15 protein-coding genes are annotated in these 17374 nt (G+C 42.9%); 10 read left to right on the plus strand and 5 right to left on the minus strand.

Annotated features, from left to right (window positions below; all coding sequences use genetic code 11):
* Positions 1 to 21: 21 nt before the first annotated feature.
* Positions 22 to 1518 (plus strand): cell division protein ZipA, encoded by a 1497-nt coding sequence (gene zipA, locus ISG33_RS04475; protein ID WP_195732318.1) that lies wholly within the window; start codon positions 22 to 24, stop codon positions 1516 to 1518.
* 4 nt (positions 1519 to 1522) lie between these two features.
* Positions 1523 to 3559, plus strand: a complete 2037-nt coding sequence (gene ligA / locus ISG33_RS04480; RefSeq protein ID WP_195733034.1) for an NAD-dependent DNA ligase LigA — start codon at positions 1523 to 1525, stop codon at positions 3557 to 3559.
* A gap of 47 nt (positions 3560 to 3606) precedes the next feature.
* Here the strand turns inward: ligA and ISG33_RS04485 are convergent, their stop codons facing one another.
* Positions 3607 to 4122 (minus strand): DUF2062 domain-containing protein, encoded by a 516-nt coding sequence (locus tag ISG33_RS04485; protein WP_195732319.1) that lies wholly within the window; start codon positions 4120 to 4122, stop codon positions 3607 to 3609.
* 29 nt (positions 4123 to 4151) lie between these two features.
* Between ISG33_RS04485 and ISG33_RS04490 the strand changes: the two genes are divergently transcribed.
* From ISG33_RS04490 to kdsB, 5 genes are all read left to right on the plus strand, one after another.
* Positions 4152 to 6611, plus strand: coding sequence for a DNA internalization-related competence protein ComEC/Rec2 (locus ISG33_RS04490; RefSeq protein WP_195732320.1), 2460 nt, complete (start codon positions 4152 to 4154; stop codon positions 6609 to 6611).
* 149 nt (positions 6612 to 6760) lie between these two features.
* Positions 6761 to 8509 (plus strand): lipid A export permease/ATP-binding protein MsbA, encoded by a 1749-nt coding sequence (gene msbA, locus ISG33_RS04495; protein WP_195732321.1) that lies wholly within the window; start codon positions 6761 to 6763, stop codon positions 8507 to 8509.
* A gap of 3 nt (positions 8510 to 8512) precedes the next feature.
* Positions 8513 to 9514 (plus strand): tetraacyldisaccharide 4'-kinase, encoded by a 1002-nt coding sequence (lpxK, locus tag ISG33_RS04500; RefSeq protein ID WP_195732322.1) that lies wholly within the window; start codon positions 8513 to 8515, stop codon positions 9512 to 9514.
* Between the two features lie 60 nt (positions 9515 to 9574).
* The gene (locus ISG33_RS04505; RefSeq protein WP_195732323.1) at positions 9575 to 9775 is read left to right on the plus strand and encodes a Trm112 family protein; all 201 of its coding nucleotides are present in this window, start codon (positions 9575 to 9577) and stop codon (positions 9773 to 9775) included.
* A 1-nt stretch (position 9776) separates the two neighbouring features.
* Positions 9777 to 10541, plus strand: a complete 765-nt coding sequence (gene kdsB, locus ISG33_RS04510; protein ID WP_195732324.1) for a 3-deoxy-manno-octulosonate cytidylyltransferase — start codon at positions 9777 to 9779, stop codon at positions 10539 to 10541.
* A gap of 81 nt (positions 10542 to 10622) precedes the next feature.
* Here the strand turns inward: kdsB and rimO are convergent, their stop codons facing one another.
* The gene (gene rimO, locus ISG33_RS04515) at positions 10623 to 12047 is read right to left on the minus strand and encodes a 30S ribosomal protein S12 methylthiotransferase RimO (RefSeq protein ID WP_195732325.1); all 1425 of its coding nucleotides are present in this window, start codon (positions 12045 to 12047) and stop codon (positions 10623 to 10625) included.
* A 264-nt stretch (positions 12048 to 12311) separates the two neighbouring features.
* On the opposite strand from rimO, the gene ISG33_RS04520 reads away from it, so the two are divergent.
* The gene (locus ISG33_RS04520) at positions 12312 to 13826 is read left to right on the plus strand and encodes a hypothetical protein (RefSeq protein ID WP_195732326.1); all 1515 of its coding nucleotides are present in this window, start codon (positions 12312 to 12314) and stop codon (positions 13824 to 13826) included.
* Positions 13827 to 13941: 115 nt separating this feature from the next.
* Positions 13942 to 14406, plus strand: coding sequence for a DUF2919 domain-containing protein (locus ISG33_RS04525; protein WP_229333450.1), 465 nt, complete (start codon positions 13942 to 13944; stop codon positions 14404 to 14406).
* A 37-nt stretch (positions 14407 to 14443) separates the two neighbouring features.
* Here ISG33_RS04525 and ISG33_RS04530 read toward each other — a convergent pair whose 3' ends face one another.
* Complete coding sequence (locus tag ISG33_RS04530) at positions 14444 to 14851, minus strand: hypothetical protein (protein WP_195732328.1); 408 nt, start codon at positions 14849 to 14851, stop codon at positions 14444 to 14446.
* A 6-nt stretch (positions 14852 to 14857) separates the two neighbouring features.
* Positions 14858 to 15775: a LysR family transcriptional regulator gene (locus ISG33_RS04535; RefSeq protein ID WP_195732329.1), complete on the minus strand. Its 918-nt coding sequence runs from the start codon at positions 15773 to 15775 to the stop codon at positions 14858 to 14860.
* 132 nt (positions 15776 to 15907) lie between these two features.
* Here ISG33_RS04535 and ISG33_RS04540 point away from each other — a divergent pair, with 132 nt between their 5' ends.
* On the plus strand, positions 15908 to 16564 hold the full coding sequence (locus tag ISG33_RS04540) for a hypothetical protein (RefSeq protein ID WP_195732330.1): 657 nt from the start codon (positions 15908 to 15910) through the stop codon (positions 16562 to 16564).
* 14 nt (positions 16565 to 16578) lie between these two features.
* Here ISG33_RS04540 and tcdA read toward each other — a convergent pair whose 3' ends face one another.
* Entirely contained in the window at positions 16579 to 17367 is a 789-nt protein-coding gene (gene tcdA / locus ISG33_RS04545; RefSeq protein ID WP_195732331.1) for a tRNA cyclic N6-threonylcarbamoyladenosine(37) synthase TcdA, read from the minus strand.
* Positions 17368 to 17374 lie beyond the last annotated feature (7 nt).

Raw genomic sequence — 17374 nt, forward strand, 5'->3', positions numbered from 1 at the left:
ATAAAAACAAGAGTAATATAAATGGAAAATTTGCGCTTAACATTTTTAGCTTTCGGTTTTGTCGCCATCGTTGGTGTCCTAATTCATGGTCTGTGGACTATTCGCAAGAACACCAAGTCCGCAGCGAAAACGAAACTAGAGCCTAAAGAATGGCACCAGTCAGAGGATGACTCAGGGAGCGCAGATGATGGCTTCGATGATGTTGGTGTAGGCTCGGTTCGCGTTATTTCGGGGGCAAATCTTAATTCTGATGAGTCGCAGCCAGAAGCAAATTCACATGCTAATCAAGCTTTTTCTTCCGACGCAGTGGGTAGCTCAGTTGGTCTTAACGAAGCCCATGATATAAGCTTGCAAGCTGATGACCCTCTCATTATCGCTGAGCCACTTAACAGTGGTAATATTTCGAATGCCAATGGTATTTCTTCTGAGATGGCACAAGAGCTTACATCAGAGCAAACAGAAGCCATTGCTGCTGATGCTGAGATAGACGATAGCTTGAGTCTCGATAATACAGAAATGGACTTTGGTCAGCTCGCCCAAGAACACGAAGAAGAGCAACCTAAGTTATACGGAAGTGTTGTAACGCAACCAAAACCGGAGTTTAAGGCGAAAAATAGAGCACCGGATTCAGCTGCTCGCCCGACACAAGCTTCAGGTGAGACATCAATTCCTGAGCCGCCACCATTTCTCCTAAAGTCTGAAGCCGCCACGCCCGCCGTAAATCCTGAGGTTAATAGCCCTAATCAAACACATCAGCGCTCTCCAGTTGATTCTCAAGGGCGTGTCGAACCTGATTTTAAACTTCATGCTGAACCGCTGCAAAATGAAGCTGATGAAAAGCCCATTGGATTAGCTGCGCAGGCACGCAAGCTGGTGTCTCGTAAAAAGAAGAGTGTTGCCGACAAAATCAGGAAAGAGCCTGCATTAGGCAGCACAACTAAAGCAAATGAAGAACAAATGCGTATCGACTTCAATCACGATGAGGCGCAGTCACAAGCAGCAGAGAGCGCAGCGTCGGTGAGCTCAGTTGAAAACACCAGTGCATCAAACACAAATGCGTCGGATAAAACAAATACTTCAACAGACGAGCAAGCCACAGATGTTTTAGTACTCAATGTGAGAGCGCCGGCCGATAGAGAAATTCCAGGCGCGGCCTTGTTGCCCATGCTTCTTACTTTGGGCTTTAAGTTTGGTGAGCAGGATATTTTTCATCGTCACGTAAACACAAATGGAAAGGGACCGGTTTTGTTCTCTTTAGCTAATCTTTTCAAGCCAGGTGTGTTCGATATCGACAACATTGAAAATTTCAGCACGCGAGGCTTGTCATTGTTCATGATGTTACCAATAGAGGGTGATGCTCAGCAGGTATTTAATATGATGCACAATGCGGCCCGCAAGTTGGCTGAAGAGTTTGGCTGTCAGACACTTGATGGAAGCAGAGGCGTGCTCACAAAACAGGGTTTACAGAAGTACTCGGAACGAATTCGTGAATTTGAAAGAAAACGTATTAATCGATAGGCACATGACAGAATTATCTCAGATAGAAGAAAGAGCAAGAACACTAAGGGCAGAGTTAGAAAACCATAATTATCAATATTATGTGATGGACGCGCCCAGCATTCCCGATGCTGAATACGATCGTCTTATGAGGGCCTTGATAGCACTTGAGAAAGAATATCCGAGCCTGATTACCGCCGACTCACCAAGCCAAAAAGTGGGCGGCGCTCCGCTGTCTAAGTTTGAGCAAATAACCCACGAAGTACCGATGCTATCGTTAGACAACGGTTTCAATGAAGACGACTTAATTGCCTTTGAAAAGCGTTTGCAAGAGCGCCTTTTGAACGTCAATGATTTGCGCTTTAGCTGTGAGCCAAAATTGGATGGTTTAGCGGTGTCAATCATGTATGAGGACGGTGTACTTACTCAAGCGGCCACGCGAGGTGATGGGCAGGTTGGCGAGAACATTACACAAAATGTAAAAACGATTGCTAATGTTCCGATAAAGCTGAGAGGCGAAAACATTCCTAAAAGGCTTGAGGTTCGGGGTGAAGTGTTTATGCCTAAACAGGGCTTTGAACAGCTCAATCAAACACAAAAAGAGCGGGGCGACAAATTATTTGCGAATCCTCGCAATGCCGCCGCAGGTAGTTTGCGCCAGCTAGATTCAAGAATTACAGCTAAACGTCCTCTACTGTTTTATGCCTATAGTATGGGGGTGATTGAAGGGGAAACATTAAATGCGCTCGATTTTCATACGCAACGCTTGACTGCTTTGGGGGAATGGGGTGTTCCGCTGTGTAAAGAATCTGCTGTGGCCATAGGGGCAAAACAGTGTATCGAATACTTTAACAGCATCGGTGAGCAACGCAATGCGCTATCGTATGATATCGACGGTGTGGTGTTTAAAGTTGATGATATCTCTATGCAGAAGCGCTTGGGCTTTGTCTCCAAAGCTCCTCGCTGGGCGATGGCGCAAAAATTTCCTGCCCAAGAAGAAATTACGGTATTACAAGACGTTGAGTTTCAGGTTGGTCGAACCGGAGCAATAACGCCCGTGGCGCGTTTGGAGCCTGTTTTTGTTGGCGGTGTGACAGTATCGAATGCCACCTTGCATAATCAAGACGAAATATTGCGTTTGGGGGTTAAAATAAATGATACGGTTGTTATTCGACGAGCCGGTGATGTGATACCTCAGATCGTATCGGTTGTAATGGACAAACGCACATCTAGCGCAGTTGATATCGTTTTCCCGACGCATTGTCCAGTGTGTGAGTCACATGTTGAAAGGAGTGAAAGCGAAGCTGTGGCTAGATGCACAGGAGGACTGGTTTGCCCAGCTCAGCGTAAAGAAGCTATTAAACATTTCGCCTCAAGAAAAGCCTTTGATATTGATGGTCTGGGAGACAAAATTGTTGAGCAGTTGGTTGAGGCCAAGCTTATCGAAAATCCAGCAGACCTTTTTCGCTTAAACTTACCGATGCTCACGTCACTGGAGCGAATGGGCGATAAATCAGCAGTCAACTTGCTGAATGCACTTGAAACAGCAAAAAATACTACCTTACCTAAATTTCTTTACTCCTTAGGTATTCGCGAAGTAGGAGAGTCGACTGCACGCAATTTAGCTATGCATTTTTTGAGTCTTGAGAGCATAATGCAAGCAGAAATTGAGTCCTTACTTGAAGTGCCTGATGTTGGTGATATTGTTGCCCAGCACTTATTCCATTTTATGCGAGAACCGTCAAATATTGACATTATAACTTCCTTGCAAGACTTGGGTGTAAATTGGCCTACGATTGAGCAAGCTAGTGCAGAGCAGCAGCCCTTATTAGCCAAAACCGTCGTGCTTACTGGTACGCTATCGCAAATGGGAAGAAGTGAAGCAAAGGCAAAGCTTCAAGATATGGGAGCTAAGGTGTCAGGTAGCGTTTCTGCTAAGACAGATTTACTGATAGCGGGTGAAAAAGCTGGCTCCAAGTTGAGTAAGGCACAGTCATTAAATATTGATATTTGGAATGAAGAGCAAATGCTAGCCTTCTTTGCCGAGTATGATGATAAGTAACATATGGCGAGCGCGCCGCATCACAAGCAGCTATACACCCATTTCGTTTAGGGTTTTTGAGTAGAGCGAGCTTTCCACGCTCGCATTACTGAATAGCGCCAGACCCAATCTAAAGAGAAATAACCCAGCAAACCAAAGAAAACAGAGCATATTGCGCAGCCTAGCAGAAATGCTGGGCCTATTGTCCCAATAGATTCAGCCAACCAAGTCCAGCTTAATTCGAAAGCAAACTGGTCAATTTCAGTCCCAAGTACAGTACTGCCCACTAAATAAGCACCGTAGAATATAGGCGGCATAGTGAAAGGGTTAGTTATCCAAACCGTAGCCACCGACAAAGGCAGGTTCACCCTAAATACAATCGCAATAGCGGTCGAAAATATCATTTGAAAGGGAACTGGCCAAAAGGCAAAAAACAAGCCTACACCAAATGCACCGCTTGCCGAGCGTCGATTTAGATGCCATAAGTTAGGATCATGCAGAAGTTTTCCGAAAACACGTAAATATCGGTTTTCTCTCACTGCATTGTGGTCTGGCATAAAGCGCCTAATCAGTTTTTTCGGCATATATCATCTAATCTCGTCGGGAAGCTCTCATGGCCATTATCGAAAAAAGTCTCGTTGCGTTCATTTTGGTTTATCTAACAAGCCTATTCTGGCCTGTAATGCCTAGCGCACTTACGGTCTTTGGGGTTCTACTCACTGTCGTTTTGTTGACCCTGTTATCTAATAAGACCAAGCAAAAGTGCAAAGCATTTCTTTTTGGTGCCGGCGCAGGTTTTATCTGGGCGTGCAGTGTAGGTCATTGGTATTCGTTTTGGCAACTCCCTAATTCGTTTATCAACCAAAATATTGTTATTGAAGGCGTTGTAGACTCTATACATATTCAACAAAAATGGCGTGAACAGGTCAATGAAAGTAATAATACACAGGTATACGACTCGACATTAGTGACAAGCCATATTTTAAAATCACAGAGCTTAATTGTCTTGATATCAAAACTCGGAAAGAAGTCACTTAGCACGCCTATAAAGGTGATATTGAACTGGTATTCCCCTGAGTTTGAGCTTTATCAGGGGAACAAGGTTCGATTATTGGTGACCTTGCTACCACCACACGGCTTGTTGAATATAGATGGAAATAATCAGCAAAAATATTTGGCCAGTCAGAATATTGTTAGCATTGGAAAGATAAGAACGAGCCCGTCGAATCAAATACTCGACTCGTCGATCAGCCTTCGACAAAAGTTATTGAATCAAATACAGGAGTACAAGCCAAATAATCTAAAATGGCTGATTGCGCTTGCTTTAGGGGAAAGGAGTTTATTAGATAGCGCAGATTGGAGGATGCTACAAGAGAGTGGTACTGCCCACCTATTTGCCATATCGGGCATGCATCTGGGGATCGTAAGCGCCTTTATGTTCATTATTTGTAAGTGCATATTATCTTTGGCGTTGGGCTTCTTTCCTCAGAACTTGCCTTACAAGCAGCTCAACCTGTTGAAGTGGAGTTTGCTATGCACTATTCCATTATGCTATCTCTATGCACTGCTAAGCGGCTTTCAGATCCCCGTGATACGAGCGTTAATTGCTTATACTATTCTTGTTCTGTTATCCAGTTTCGAGCTTCATTGGCGCATATTTTCTTCACTTTTATTGCTTAGCTTCTTATTTATCGTCCTATTTCCGTTGAGTTTGCTGAGTCTCAGCTTTTGGTTCAGCTACCTTGCGGTAATCGCGATACTCTATTGGGTATGGCGATGGCAAATTAGTGCACCTACTTTCACAGCGAAACTGAAACAATTGATTTACCTTCAATTTTATTTGTCGGTGTTTATGTTGCCGATCGTGGCAAGCCAATTCGGCACAATTTCACTTGTTTCACCTTTGATTAATATGTTGCTGCTTCCAATTGTGAGTGTGGTATTAGTCCCCCTAGGATTACTTGTTGTGTTTGCCACGGCTACCTACATGCATGATCTTGCCATACTTTCGATGACTAGCTTTTCTTTTGTTTTTGATTACTTATTGCTGCTATTCAACACTTTCCTAAACACGGAGATTAGTGCCTTCAATAGCCCTGTTTTTAATCATGCTTTGGTCACAAGTTTGACTATTGCTGGCCTTTATTTGCTATTACCTGCTTGGCCAAATAAACGACTGTTCTTGTTTATCAGTGTTGTCATGAGCTTCAACTATATCGTTGATGCAAGCTATGGTTATTTCCCTATAACTCAAGGTCTTAGTAAGGTATTTAACATTAATATGAAAGAAGACAATGAGCGTTGGCATATCGATATCGTTGATATAGGCCAGGGCTTGAGCGTGATTATAGCTAAGAATGAACAACTTATTATATATGATACGGGCCCGCGATATGCATCTTCTCCAGCTGTTGCCTCACGAGTGCTCCCGCAGTATATAGAACAAACAAGTAAGGGGGAGTTCGATGTGGATATGCTAATAAATAGTCACTACGATAGCGATCACGCAGGAGGAAATGAGTTTATTACGTCGCATTTCAATGTACGTGCACTTTTTGGCCCCGATAACGGGTGTAACACAGCTCAGTCGCGACAATTGGGAGAGCAGTGGAATGGCCTCTCGATAAGAGTATTGTGGCCTCTAAGTCAAAAGGAAGGCAAGGTGAACGATGAGTCGTGTGTCATAAGGATTGATCACAAGGAACATTCTTGGTTGCTTACTGGCGATATAGAACAAGAAGCTGAGAGAGCCTTGATCAAGCACTATGAAAGCGCTAATTTGCTAAACGTTGATTTCCTATTGATCGCCCATCATGGAAGCAAAACCTCCTCAACTGCCGGGTTTTTAAAGGAGGTTAAGCCCAAACATGCTTTTATTAGTAGCAAATATTACAATCACTGGGGTTTTCCACATAGCCGTGTTGTAGAAAATCTCAATGCGGTTGGTGCTCGCATATATAACACCGCAGATGATGGCGCCATACGAGTTGAATTTGACTCAGAGGGCTATAATATCGACACGATGCGAAGTGCTACGGCTTCTCCTTGGTATCAAAAGCTACGCAAACGCTGATGTTTGCTAGGATTATGTGTGTTTAGCTTGGGCTTTGATGTAGCTTGCGGTAAACTTAGGGCCCAAGGCTGATATTTAAATGTCGTTGTGTTGAACACCAGAGTTACGCAAAAGCCTAAATTATTTTTATCGGAGAGAATTCGCGCAGAATGACTACCAAAATTGAAGCTGAGCCGAAGGTCGTTAAACGTTTCCTCGGCTATTTATCACCGTTTAAGTTGCCTTTTGTTGTCGCCATTCTCGGTTTGTTAGGATTTTCCACGATTGATGCAGCAGTTATTTCTCAGCTCCAGCCCATGATCGATGTTGGCCTAAAGGACGCCGATTCAAATTTCCTTCGAATCGCTGCTTATGCCATTGTGCCTATATTCATCGTGCGCGGATTATTTAATTTTATGGGTACTTACACCTTACGCTGGATAAGCTCACAGGTAGTCATGAAAATGCGCCAGCAGTTATTTGAAAAGTACATTCACCTGCCAGTTGAGTTTCATGATCATCAATCTGCTGGAGCCCTCATTTCAAAAGTTACCTTCGATACTGAACAAGTAGCGAATGCAGCAGGTAAAGCATTTCTCACCCTAATCAAAGAGGGGGCGTTTGTTATTGGGTTGCTTGTCGTCATGTTTTATAACTCTTGGCAATTGTCAGCTATCTTTCTCATCATTGCGCCTGTGGTGGCGATTATAGTGTCGGTCGTGAGTAAGCGTTTTAGAAAGGTAAGTAAAGCCATACAAAAAGCCATGGGATCGTTAACTACAGGTGTTGAGCAGGCGGTGAAAGGGCACAAAGTCGTGTTGATGTTTGGTGGTCAGAAGCTCGAGGCGGATAAATTCAAAAAGACTAATAATCATAACCGCCAACAAACAATGAAGTTGGCAAACACTCAAATACTCAGTGTTTCGACTATTCAGGTTATTGCTTCTATCGCACTAGCTTTTGTACTATTTTTGGCGAGTACCCCTAGTATGCTGCAGGAATTGAGCGCTGGTGTTTTTACCACGATTGTTTTTTCGATGATAGCCTTACTAAAACCGCTGAAGCAAATCACTACCGTGAATAATGAGTTTCAGAAAGGAATGGCTGCTTGTGCAAGCATCTTTGAGGTACTCGATAAAAGCGAAGAGCAAGATAGCGGTACAAAGACTATAGTCAAAGCGAAGGGTAACTTGATATTCGATGACGTGAGTTTCACGTATCCAACCAAGGATACTCCCGCATTAAAGAATATTTCTTTTGCCGTCGAAACTGGGCAAACGGTTGCTCTTGTTGGTCGGTCGGGAAGTGGAAAGTCTACACTATCAAATTTGTTAACACGTTTTTACGAACCCGATTCCGGCAGCATATTACTCGATGGTTCTCCATTAAGCGACATCAACCTGAAGTCTCTACGTAAGCAGTTTGCTTTGGTATCACAGCAGGTAACCTTGTTTAACGACACTGTTGCGAACAATATTGCATACGGCTGTGATGCAAGCATAAGCCGTGAGGATATTATCAAAGCTGCTGAAATTGCGCACGTATCAGAATTTGTGAGCGAGCAAAAAGACGGGTTTGATACCATTGTTGGCGAAAACGGGGTTACGCTATCAGGAGGGCAAAGACAGCGCATTGCTATTGCCAGAGCAATCCTTGCTGATGCACCTATCCTTATTCTTGATGAAGCAACTTCGGCACTTGACACAGAATCTGAAAAGTTCATTCAACAAGCTCTTGATGAACTCCAAAAAAGTAGAACAAATATTGTTATTGCTCATCGTTTGTCTACTATCGAAAGTGCAGACCTAATTCTTGTTGTAGAGCAAGGCGAAATCATTGAGCGCGGTACGCACGCGGAATTGATCGCTAAAGACGGAATATATGCTCAGTTGCATCAAATGCAATTCTCGCAAAGTTAAGTGATGACACTTCAGAAAGCGTGGTTTTCAAATGCAAAATGGGTATGGGTTCTCCTGCCACTTACGCTTGTGTTTTGCTTATTGAGTTTTTGTCGAAGAGTGTTGTATAGGCTTGGTCTGAAATCAGCTTATCGATGCAGAGCTTTTGTGATTGTTGTAGGTAATATTTCTGTTGGCGGAAATGGTAAAACACCCGCTGTTATTTCTATCGTAAAAAGGCTACATGACCAGGGCTATTCCTGCGGGGTGTTGTCGAGAGGATATGGTGGTTCGCAACGAGAGTTTCCGTGTTTGGTCACAAGCGCATCTAGTGCTCAAGTCGTTGGCGATGAGCCTACATTGATGGCGCATCGTTTGCCTTGCCCTGTGGTAATAGATCCTAAGCGAGCAAGGGGAGCGAAATTTTTGGCAGACGAGCTAGGCTGTGATGTGATTATTTGTGATGACGGTCTGCAACATTATGCTTTACAAAGAGATTTTGAAATTGTTGTTATGGATAATCGCTTGGTAGGAAACAGCTTTTTATTGCCAATGGGACCCCTCCGAGAAAGCACAAAAAGGCTTAAGTCAGTTGATGCAATTGTGTTCAATACTACAAATAATATTGAGAGTTTGTCGGCTAAATTAGGGCTAGATACATCGCTTTCTTGCTCACAAATGTTACTTCAGCCTACTCGATGGATAAATGTAAAAAGTAACGAATTAGGTGATAATCTGATTGCAAAAAATGCAACTGCTTTAGCAGGTATAGGCGACCCTAATCGCTTTTTTTCAACACTCAAAAGCATGAATATACGCGTGGAGAAAGAAATACCGTTTTCAGATCATCACGATTACATGAAGTCGGATTTGCCAAACGGAAAAGTGTTGATGACTGAAAAAGATGCGGTAAAGGTGCGTAATTTTGCGCATGATGATTGTTGGTATTTAGAAGTCGAAGGTCTCATTGATGAAACCTTATTTATTTTGCTTAAAACACGTTTAGATGAGTTTTTTAACGCTTAACATCGCGTAAGAAGTGTTCATCTGTAAAAACAGCGCAGACTGCGCGCTAAAGGAGCCCTCATGGCATTTGACAAACAGTTATTGGATATACTTGCATGCCCAGTATGTAAGGGAAAGTTGGTTTTGGAAAAAGAACAGCAAGTGCTTGTGTGTCGTTTTGATCGCCTCGCTTATCCAATAAAAAACAATATACCCGCTTTGTTAGATTCGGAAGCAATTGAGCTTAGTTTGGATGAGCTTGAAGCGCTGAAAGGAGCATGATGTGGAATTCATAGTTGTTATCCCTGCTAGATATGGTTCAACACGTTTTCCAGGTAAACCGTTAGCATTAATCAAGGATAAGCCAATGATTCAGCACGTAGTTGAACGCGCTGGTGAAGCTGGTGCCCAACAGGTTGTGGTGGCCACTGATGACGATCGTATTGCAAATGCCGTACGCAGTTTTGGTGCAGAAGTGTGTATGACTCGCGAAGATCACGAATCAGGCACCACTCGGATCGCAGAGGTTTTACACAGCTATGGCATCGACGACGATACAATCGTGGTTAACGTGCAGGGCGATGAACCTTTTATACCTAGCGCAAATATTCAGCAGGTTGCTCGTAATTTACATGAAAATTCCGATTTTCCTATGGCAACTTTGGCATATCCTATATCAGACGAACTTGATATTTTTAATCCAAATGTAGTCAAGGTGCTTGCAGACAAAAACAAACGTGCCATGTATTTTTCAAGAGCGCCTATCCCTTTTGACCGTGATGAGTTTATTGCGAAACAAGAAGGCGGTGCTAACCATATTGAGCTGCGTAGCTTAACCTCAATCTATCTTCGCCATATTGGTATTTATGGCTACAGAGCGGGCTTTGTAAAGCAATACGATACTCTGGCAACGACGCAATTAGAAAAGTCTGAATCGCTTGAGCAACTCAGAGTGTTATGGCATGGCTATCCTATTCACATCGACGTAGCCAAACATGCACCGCCTCACGGCGTCGATACACCCGACGACTTAGCTCGTTTTGCGTGATATAGCCAGTAAATCTCGATAACGCCTTAGAACCCCAAATAATAGCCATAAGAAGGTTATTAGTGACGCGTAACCTTTATTTTATTGTTCTTGAGATGGAACAGCCCAAAGATCGTGTTCATCAGCATGTATGATTTCAGCCCAGATACGGTCACCAGCTTTTACATCAAAAGTACCGTTCAAATGCACTACACCATCGATTTCAGGCGCGTCTCCAAAGGTTCTTCCAATCGCACCCTCGGCGTCAACACTATCAATAACGATATTATATTCTTTGCCAATTCTATCTTGTAAACGTTGTTTACTTATTTGCGATTGAACTTCCATGAAGCGTTGTAAGCGACGTTCTTTGGTTTCTTCATCAACGGGGTCTGCTAAGTCGTTTGCCTTCGCACCTTCTACGGGTGAGTATTTGAAGCAACCTACACGGTCGAGTTGTGCTTCTTTTAAAAAGTCCAACAACTCTTCGAATTCTTCTTCTGTTTCGCCGGGGAAACCAACAATAAAGGTTGATCGGATAACCAGTTCAGGGCATATCTCACGCCACTTCTTAATTCGCTCTATCGTTCGGTCAGCCGAGCCTGGTCGCTTCATAAGGCGTAAAATGCGTTTATTGGCATGTTGAAACGGAATATCCAAATAAGGTAATACCTTACCTTCCGTCATTAATGGAATAAGGTCATCAACATGCGGATAGGGATATACATAATGCAGACGGATCCACATGTCCATCTCACCCAGCTTCTCACAGAGCTGTTGCATGTGTGTTTTTACCGGCATGCCATCCCAAAAGTTAGTCTTATATTTTACATCCACACCGTAGGCACTTGTGTCTTGTGAGATAACAAGTAATTCGTTTACTCCAGCAGCCTTGAGCCTTTTAGCTTCACTGAGTACTTCACCGACAGGGCGGCTCACAAGGTCTCCGCGCATTGAGGGAATAATACAAAAAGTACATCTATGATTACATCCTTCAGATATTTTCAAATAGGCAAAATGCTTCGGGGTGAGTTTTATGCCGTGGTCGGGTACGAGGTGGATAAAGGGATTATGTTCGGGCTTTGGCAAATGTTCATGCACTTGACTTACGACTTCCTCATAGGCATGAGGGCCAGTTATCGCAAGTACGTTTGGATGCACTTCTCTTATTTCATCTTCTTTTATGCCTAAACAGCCAGTAACGATAACTTTTCCGTTTTCGGCAAGTGCTTCACCAATGGTATCTAACGACTCTTCAACAGCACTATCAATAAAGCCACAGGTATTCACTATTACCAAAGCTGCGTCGTCGTAGCTAGAAACGACATCGTAGCCTTCGGTACGCAATTGGGTAAGGATACGCTCGGAATCAACAAGGTTTTTAGGACAGCCCAAACTTACAAAGCCAATCTTCGTCGCAGGCGGTTCATCGCTAAGGTTTTTTACCTTGATAGCTTGCGCTTCTATTGCTGTTTTGGCACCCGACATAGTGGTGGTTTGTTTTGGGTTGAAGGTCTTTACAGTCATTTTCGCTACTTTTAGCTTTCTCAAATAATACGCAGATTATAACGGATTTGCAGAGCAAAGCCATTAAAGCGGAGAATCGATTACGAAGCGCACTAGGTGGGAGTCGCTCGCATTCGAGTGTCAGTTTTTGTTATTTAGTGTAAGCCGGCGTAAAGCTATGTAAAGAAGTGTAAAGTTCTAGAACTATTTTCAAAATGAAAAGACCTACCCTGTGAATACAAGCAAGGCATTTCATAAAATGCTATTTAAATCACAGGATGAACAATGAGAAACAAAACGGCCCCACAGCGCTCTCTTACGCTATTTCGAACTACTTTGACGGCATTAGCACTTTTTACCCTCGGTGCATGTAGTTCAGATGATAACGGCGATGGTGAAGACGCCTATTTAAATCTTTATAATGCCTCTGTGAATTCACCGGCAATTTTTCTTACTGTTGATGAAGATCTTGACAGTGATGATGATGATGAAATTGAAACGACATATTCTTCAGTTCGCTTTGGTGAGTCATCAGGCTATAAAACGATACCTTCTGATTCCTATTATATTGAACTCGCGTGGCAAGAGGAGGACAGCGCTGCTCGTTCCGATCTTACTTTAGTTTATCAAGAGCAAACGAAACTTGAAGAAGACACTATCCGACTATTGGTGCTAGCTGGTGACATCCTCGACCCTAGCATTGTCAGTTATGATATTCCTGTAATTGATGATGACGAAGATGACGATTTGGATCTTTTCAATCTTAGAGTGCTTAACATTAGCACCTCTACAAACCCCTATGATATTTACCTATCTGATGCTGATGAAACTTTCAACGAGGCCGAATTAATAGGCTCTTATTCTCCTCAAGAACTTTCAGAGAATCAAAAGTTCGAGCAAGAGCAATATATCTTTTACGTAACGGAGGCAGGCTCGGATGAAGTCGTTTATCAATCAAACGAAGTTACTTTTAGCTTAACCAGCCAATACGTGATTGCATTGCGAGATAACACAGGGGTAGGGAGTGCACCAGTACTGCTAGATTTAATTGCTAGTGGTGGCACAACCAATCTTCCCGATGACGATTCAGAAGCTAGAGTACGTTATTTTAATGGCATGCAAGTGAGTGAGCTAATGCCTGAATACACAGGTGCAATTAATATATCAACAAGCTCTGATGGCAGCGATTTAGATGTAAGCGCACTTGCTACAAATAGCTTTAGTGAGCCGCTAGATAAAGATAATGGCGACTATAGTGTACGTATAAATGATAGCCAAACCGACGAAAGGCTGTTTGCTAATCAATTGTTGAGCTTGCCAGAAAATACTTACAAAACGATCTTTTATTACATCCAAGAGGAAGCGGTTGATGAAGATGATGACGGCAATGTGGATGAAAACGATGATGGTATCGTGGATGCTTATAAGGCTGTGCTGAGAACTCTGGAAACCACTACGCTTGAAGGTAATAGTATTTATGAGCATCAAGTAAAAGTAGTGAACTTAGTGGATAACACAGAATTTTCAAGAATTGCTACGTATTTTGTGAAAAGTGATGAAATTATATCCACCGCTGAGGCAACACGATCAGTGGTTTTTGGTAACCAATCAAGCTTATATTTACGCAACAATACATACCAAGTATTTGCAGTTGCAGAAATTGACGGGACTGAAATCATACTAACGCAAGATGAATTGACGCTAGATCAGGATAGCAACGCAATGTTTATGATTCTGGTTGAAGACGAAAATGCGGAAAATGGAGTCTCGATACAATGGGCAGATCAAGTTAGCGAATAAAGCTTTATGCCGTCCTTAGCAGAGATAATCACGCTAGGACGGCATTTCCCTGCCTTTAGCTTTGCATTTTGATATTGAATTATTCTTATTATTCACTACTATGCCAAGCATGAAAATGTCTCTTCCACTACACTGCTACGACGACAACGGGCGCATAAAGCCACCACTGTTGTTAATGTTTGCCCTTATATTCTTTGCGCGTAGCGTTGTGGTGTTTATTGCATCATTGTCATTTCGTCAGGATGGTAGTTTACTACTTTCTATCTTCTACCCCGACAAATATCAATTTTATCTGACTCTACTTGGTTCGCTTCTAAGCGTAAGTGTTTTGTTTCTTATTGGTTTTAGAGAAAAAATATGGAAGACAGGAAGGGCGAGGGTATTTGTCGCATTGCCTGTCTTGTTAGCCATTATTTGCGCTTTTGATCTTGGGCTACAGCTATATATTATAGCGCAGCAAGGCTATCTGTTTTCTTGGCCGATGGCTACGATATTTCTGATAACACTTCTCATTATCTGGTACTTGCTGCTGAGCAAGCACCTCAGAGAAATATTACGAGACTGGCAAGCGAGTGTCTAAGGTAGACCGATTTACGCCGCTTATCTTCTGCCAAGTTTTACTGGGTTACACTACTTAGTGCTTCATCAAAATAGCGCTTCACACTAGTGTTTCGGTCATTTACCAAACGCTCATAACATATACCAGCAAAAGCATAGGAGCGCTCATTGAATAACAACATTATTGTTGGCGCATCTTCATTTTCTATATTGTATTGCCACTTACCTCCAGCAAGCTTCCTGAAGGTTTCACCGATATATGCGCCGTAAATGTTACACAAGGTAAACACAGCTTTGTCTTCTAAGGCCTGGTCATGATAGCTATCCAAGAAGCGCAATAATGCCTCATCTACAGTAGCAATACTCTGCGCGCTGTAGTCGAGTACAAGACCAAACTGGTCGTTCGATGTTGTTATTGCGTCAGCTGCGCTATCGCGCATAAGTTGATTCAAAGCTTGTTGTTCCATAAATACTCACGGTTGACTGTTCATACTTGACGGTAAATCAATTTGACGGTGTTGTAAAATAAGCTTTTCTAGTAATTGGGTTCCGGGCCCTTTGTTGTCAGGGCTAGGACAAACTAAATAAGCGCTAAAGTGGCGAAAGTGGCTACCTTCCACCGGAAGAGTCACTAATGTCGCCTTCTCGAGCTCTTCTTTTACATAATGCTCGGGTAACCAACAAAAACCTAATTGCTGTTTAAGTAGTTCGATTGCCGTGTGAAAATGGCTTACCGTCCAGCGATTTTCTGATTTTAGCCAACCACTTTTTTCGCTTGGGTTTGTGGCCGAATCCTTAATTACTATTTGCAAATGCTGTGCTAGCTCTTTGGGATCGATAGGTAAAGGCATCGATGCCAGCGAATGTTGAGGGTGGCAGACCAGTATGAAATTAATATTTGCAAGAGGCTCTCCAAGAAAGCCTTTTGGTACGTTTACGTTGATGACCAAATCTGCATCATGATTAATAATCGCATCCTCAGTACCTGTCAGTACATGGTCGATAATGTTCACGCGACTTCCTCTTGAGTGAGGAAGGAAACTACTCAACGCAGGGTAAAGAAGTGCCTTAGGGTAAGCCAAGTCAACGACAAGTTTTATTTCCGGCTCCCAATCTTGGTTGATATTAATAGCTAAGGCTTCAAGCTCCTCAACATTCTGTGTTAGATAACGAGAGCGCCGAAGCATGACTTCACCAGCGGGGGTTAATACTGCCTTCCTACCAATAACCTCAAGCAGTTGCACATTGAGCATGCTTTGCAATTTTGAAACTGCATGATTGAGAGATGATTGAGATTTATTAAGGTGTTGTGCAGCCTGAGCATAGCCGCCATAATCGACAACAGCCTGAAGAATTCGCCACTGTTCTAATGTGCTTTTCGGTCTAAACAACTCAGCCTATCCTCTATGGTAAAAGTGTTAAACATCTATTAAGCTCAACACTTAATTAAGTAATTGTAATGGATGATCTTGCTTTCAAGCATAGCGTAATCCAATCATAACGCACATTTATATTGGATTAGCATGAAGTACGCCTCATTTTTACCCTTGTCTGCGCTAGTAGCATTAGTCAGCATTGCCGCTTTAGTCGAATTTGGCATTATTCCACCAGGTTTGAGCTTATTGGAGAGCATGCAAGATAAGATGAAAGATGGCTTCTTTATCATGATATTTTTAATTATTCTTCTCGAATCCATAATCTATGTCGGTTTCTATTTTCCAGGGCAATTTTTTGCAGTTATCTTAGTAGTAGGTTCTAAACCTAGCAGTACAGACGTGCTTTACCTAACGCTCTGCATGGTTCTCGCTGCCACTATTGGCTCTGCAATCAATTACGGCATCGGTCGGGCTGCCGCTAAAAGGCAAGAGGCTAAGGGAAAGGAGATAACCAAGAAGACGACCAAGTTAAAGCATCTGTTGTTGGCGATGATACACATTAACTCACTCGCCTTTTTTATGTTTTCCCAGGGCAATCAAGACAAGTCAGCAAAAGTGATTGCCACAGCAGGACTACTCAACTTACCTTATTATCTATTGTTGATTGCTGGCACCGCCGTATTGAGTGAACAAGTAATGGCAATGGCGGAAAATACAGCGCTATTGATATCAATTGTGTGCACATGGTTAGCCATTGCCTTGTTCATCGATTTTCGACAGCATCAAAAACAACAAAATGCTTAGCTAAGGTCACTTCGCTATAAATAGTCTTTGACAATATGGCGAATAGCTCTTGATGCGGCTATGAAACCAAAATTGGCGGTGACGCTAACAAAAGCGCCAAAACCGGTACTACAATCCATTTTTCCACTGCCTTGTTGTTGAGATTTTTGAAAGCTAACACTTCCATCCGGTTGTGGATAGCGTAGATGTTCGGTCGAGTAAACGCATTCAACACCAAAGTTTCGTTTTGGGTTTTTGCTAAAATGGTAATAGCGTCGTAGTTCTGAGCGCAGTTTTGCGGCCAAAGGGTCCTGTATTGTTTTCGCTAGATCGTTGCACTTAATTTGCAAAGGGTCGACTTGGCCTCCAGCGCCGCCTACCGTAATAATTTTTATTTTATGGCGCTTGCAGTGAGCAATCATCGCAGCTTTAGCCTTTACGCTATCCACGGCGTCGATTACGACGTCAATGTCAGGAGTAATGTAGTCAGCAATCGTGTCGGTGGTAATGAAGTCTTCAATCGCATGCACATGGCATTGTGGATTTATGTCGTTAATTCGCTCAGCCATAACCTCTACTTTCGAGGCCTCTATTGTTGAATGCAAAGCGTGTAATTGTCTGTTGATATTAGTAGTCGCAATATCATCGAGGTCAACTAATACAATCTCACCAACAGCAGAGCGCGCTAGGCCTTCGGCAGCCCAGGAGCCGACGCCACCAATTCCAGCGACCATCACTTTGGCCTGACTCAATTTTCGTACACCATCTTCTGTGTAAAGACGACTTAGCCCAGAAAATTGGCTTGGGATGGGTGTTGTGGTCATAGTACTG

The organism is Marinibium conchae, from assembly GCF_015595035.1.
In the GTDB taxonomy this organism is placed as follows: domain Bacteria; phylum Pseudomonadota; class Gammaproteobacteria; order Enterobacterales; family Alteromonadaceae; genus Glaciecola.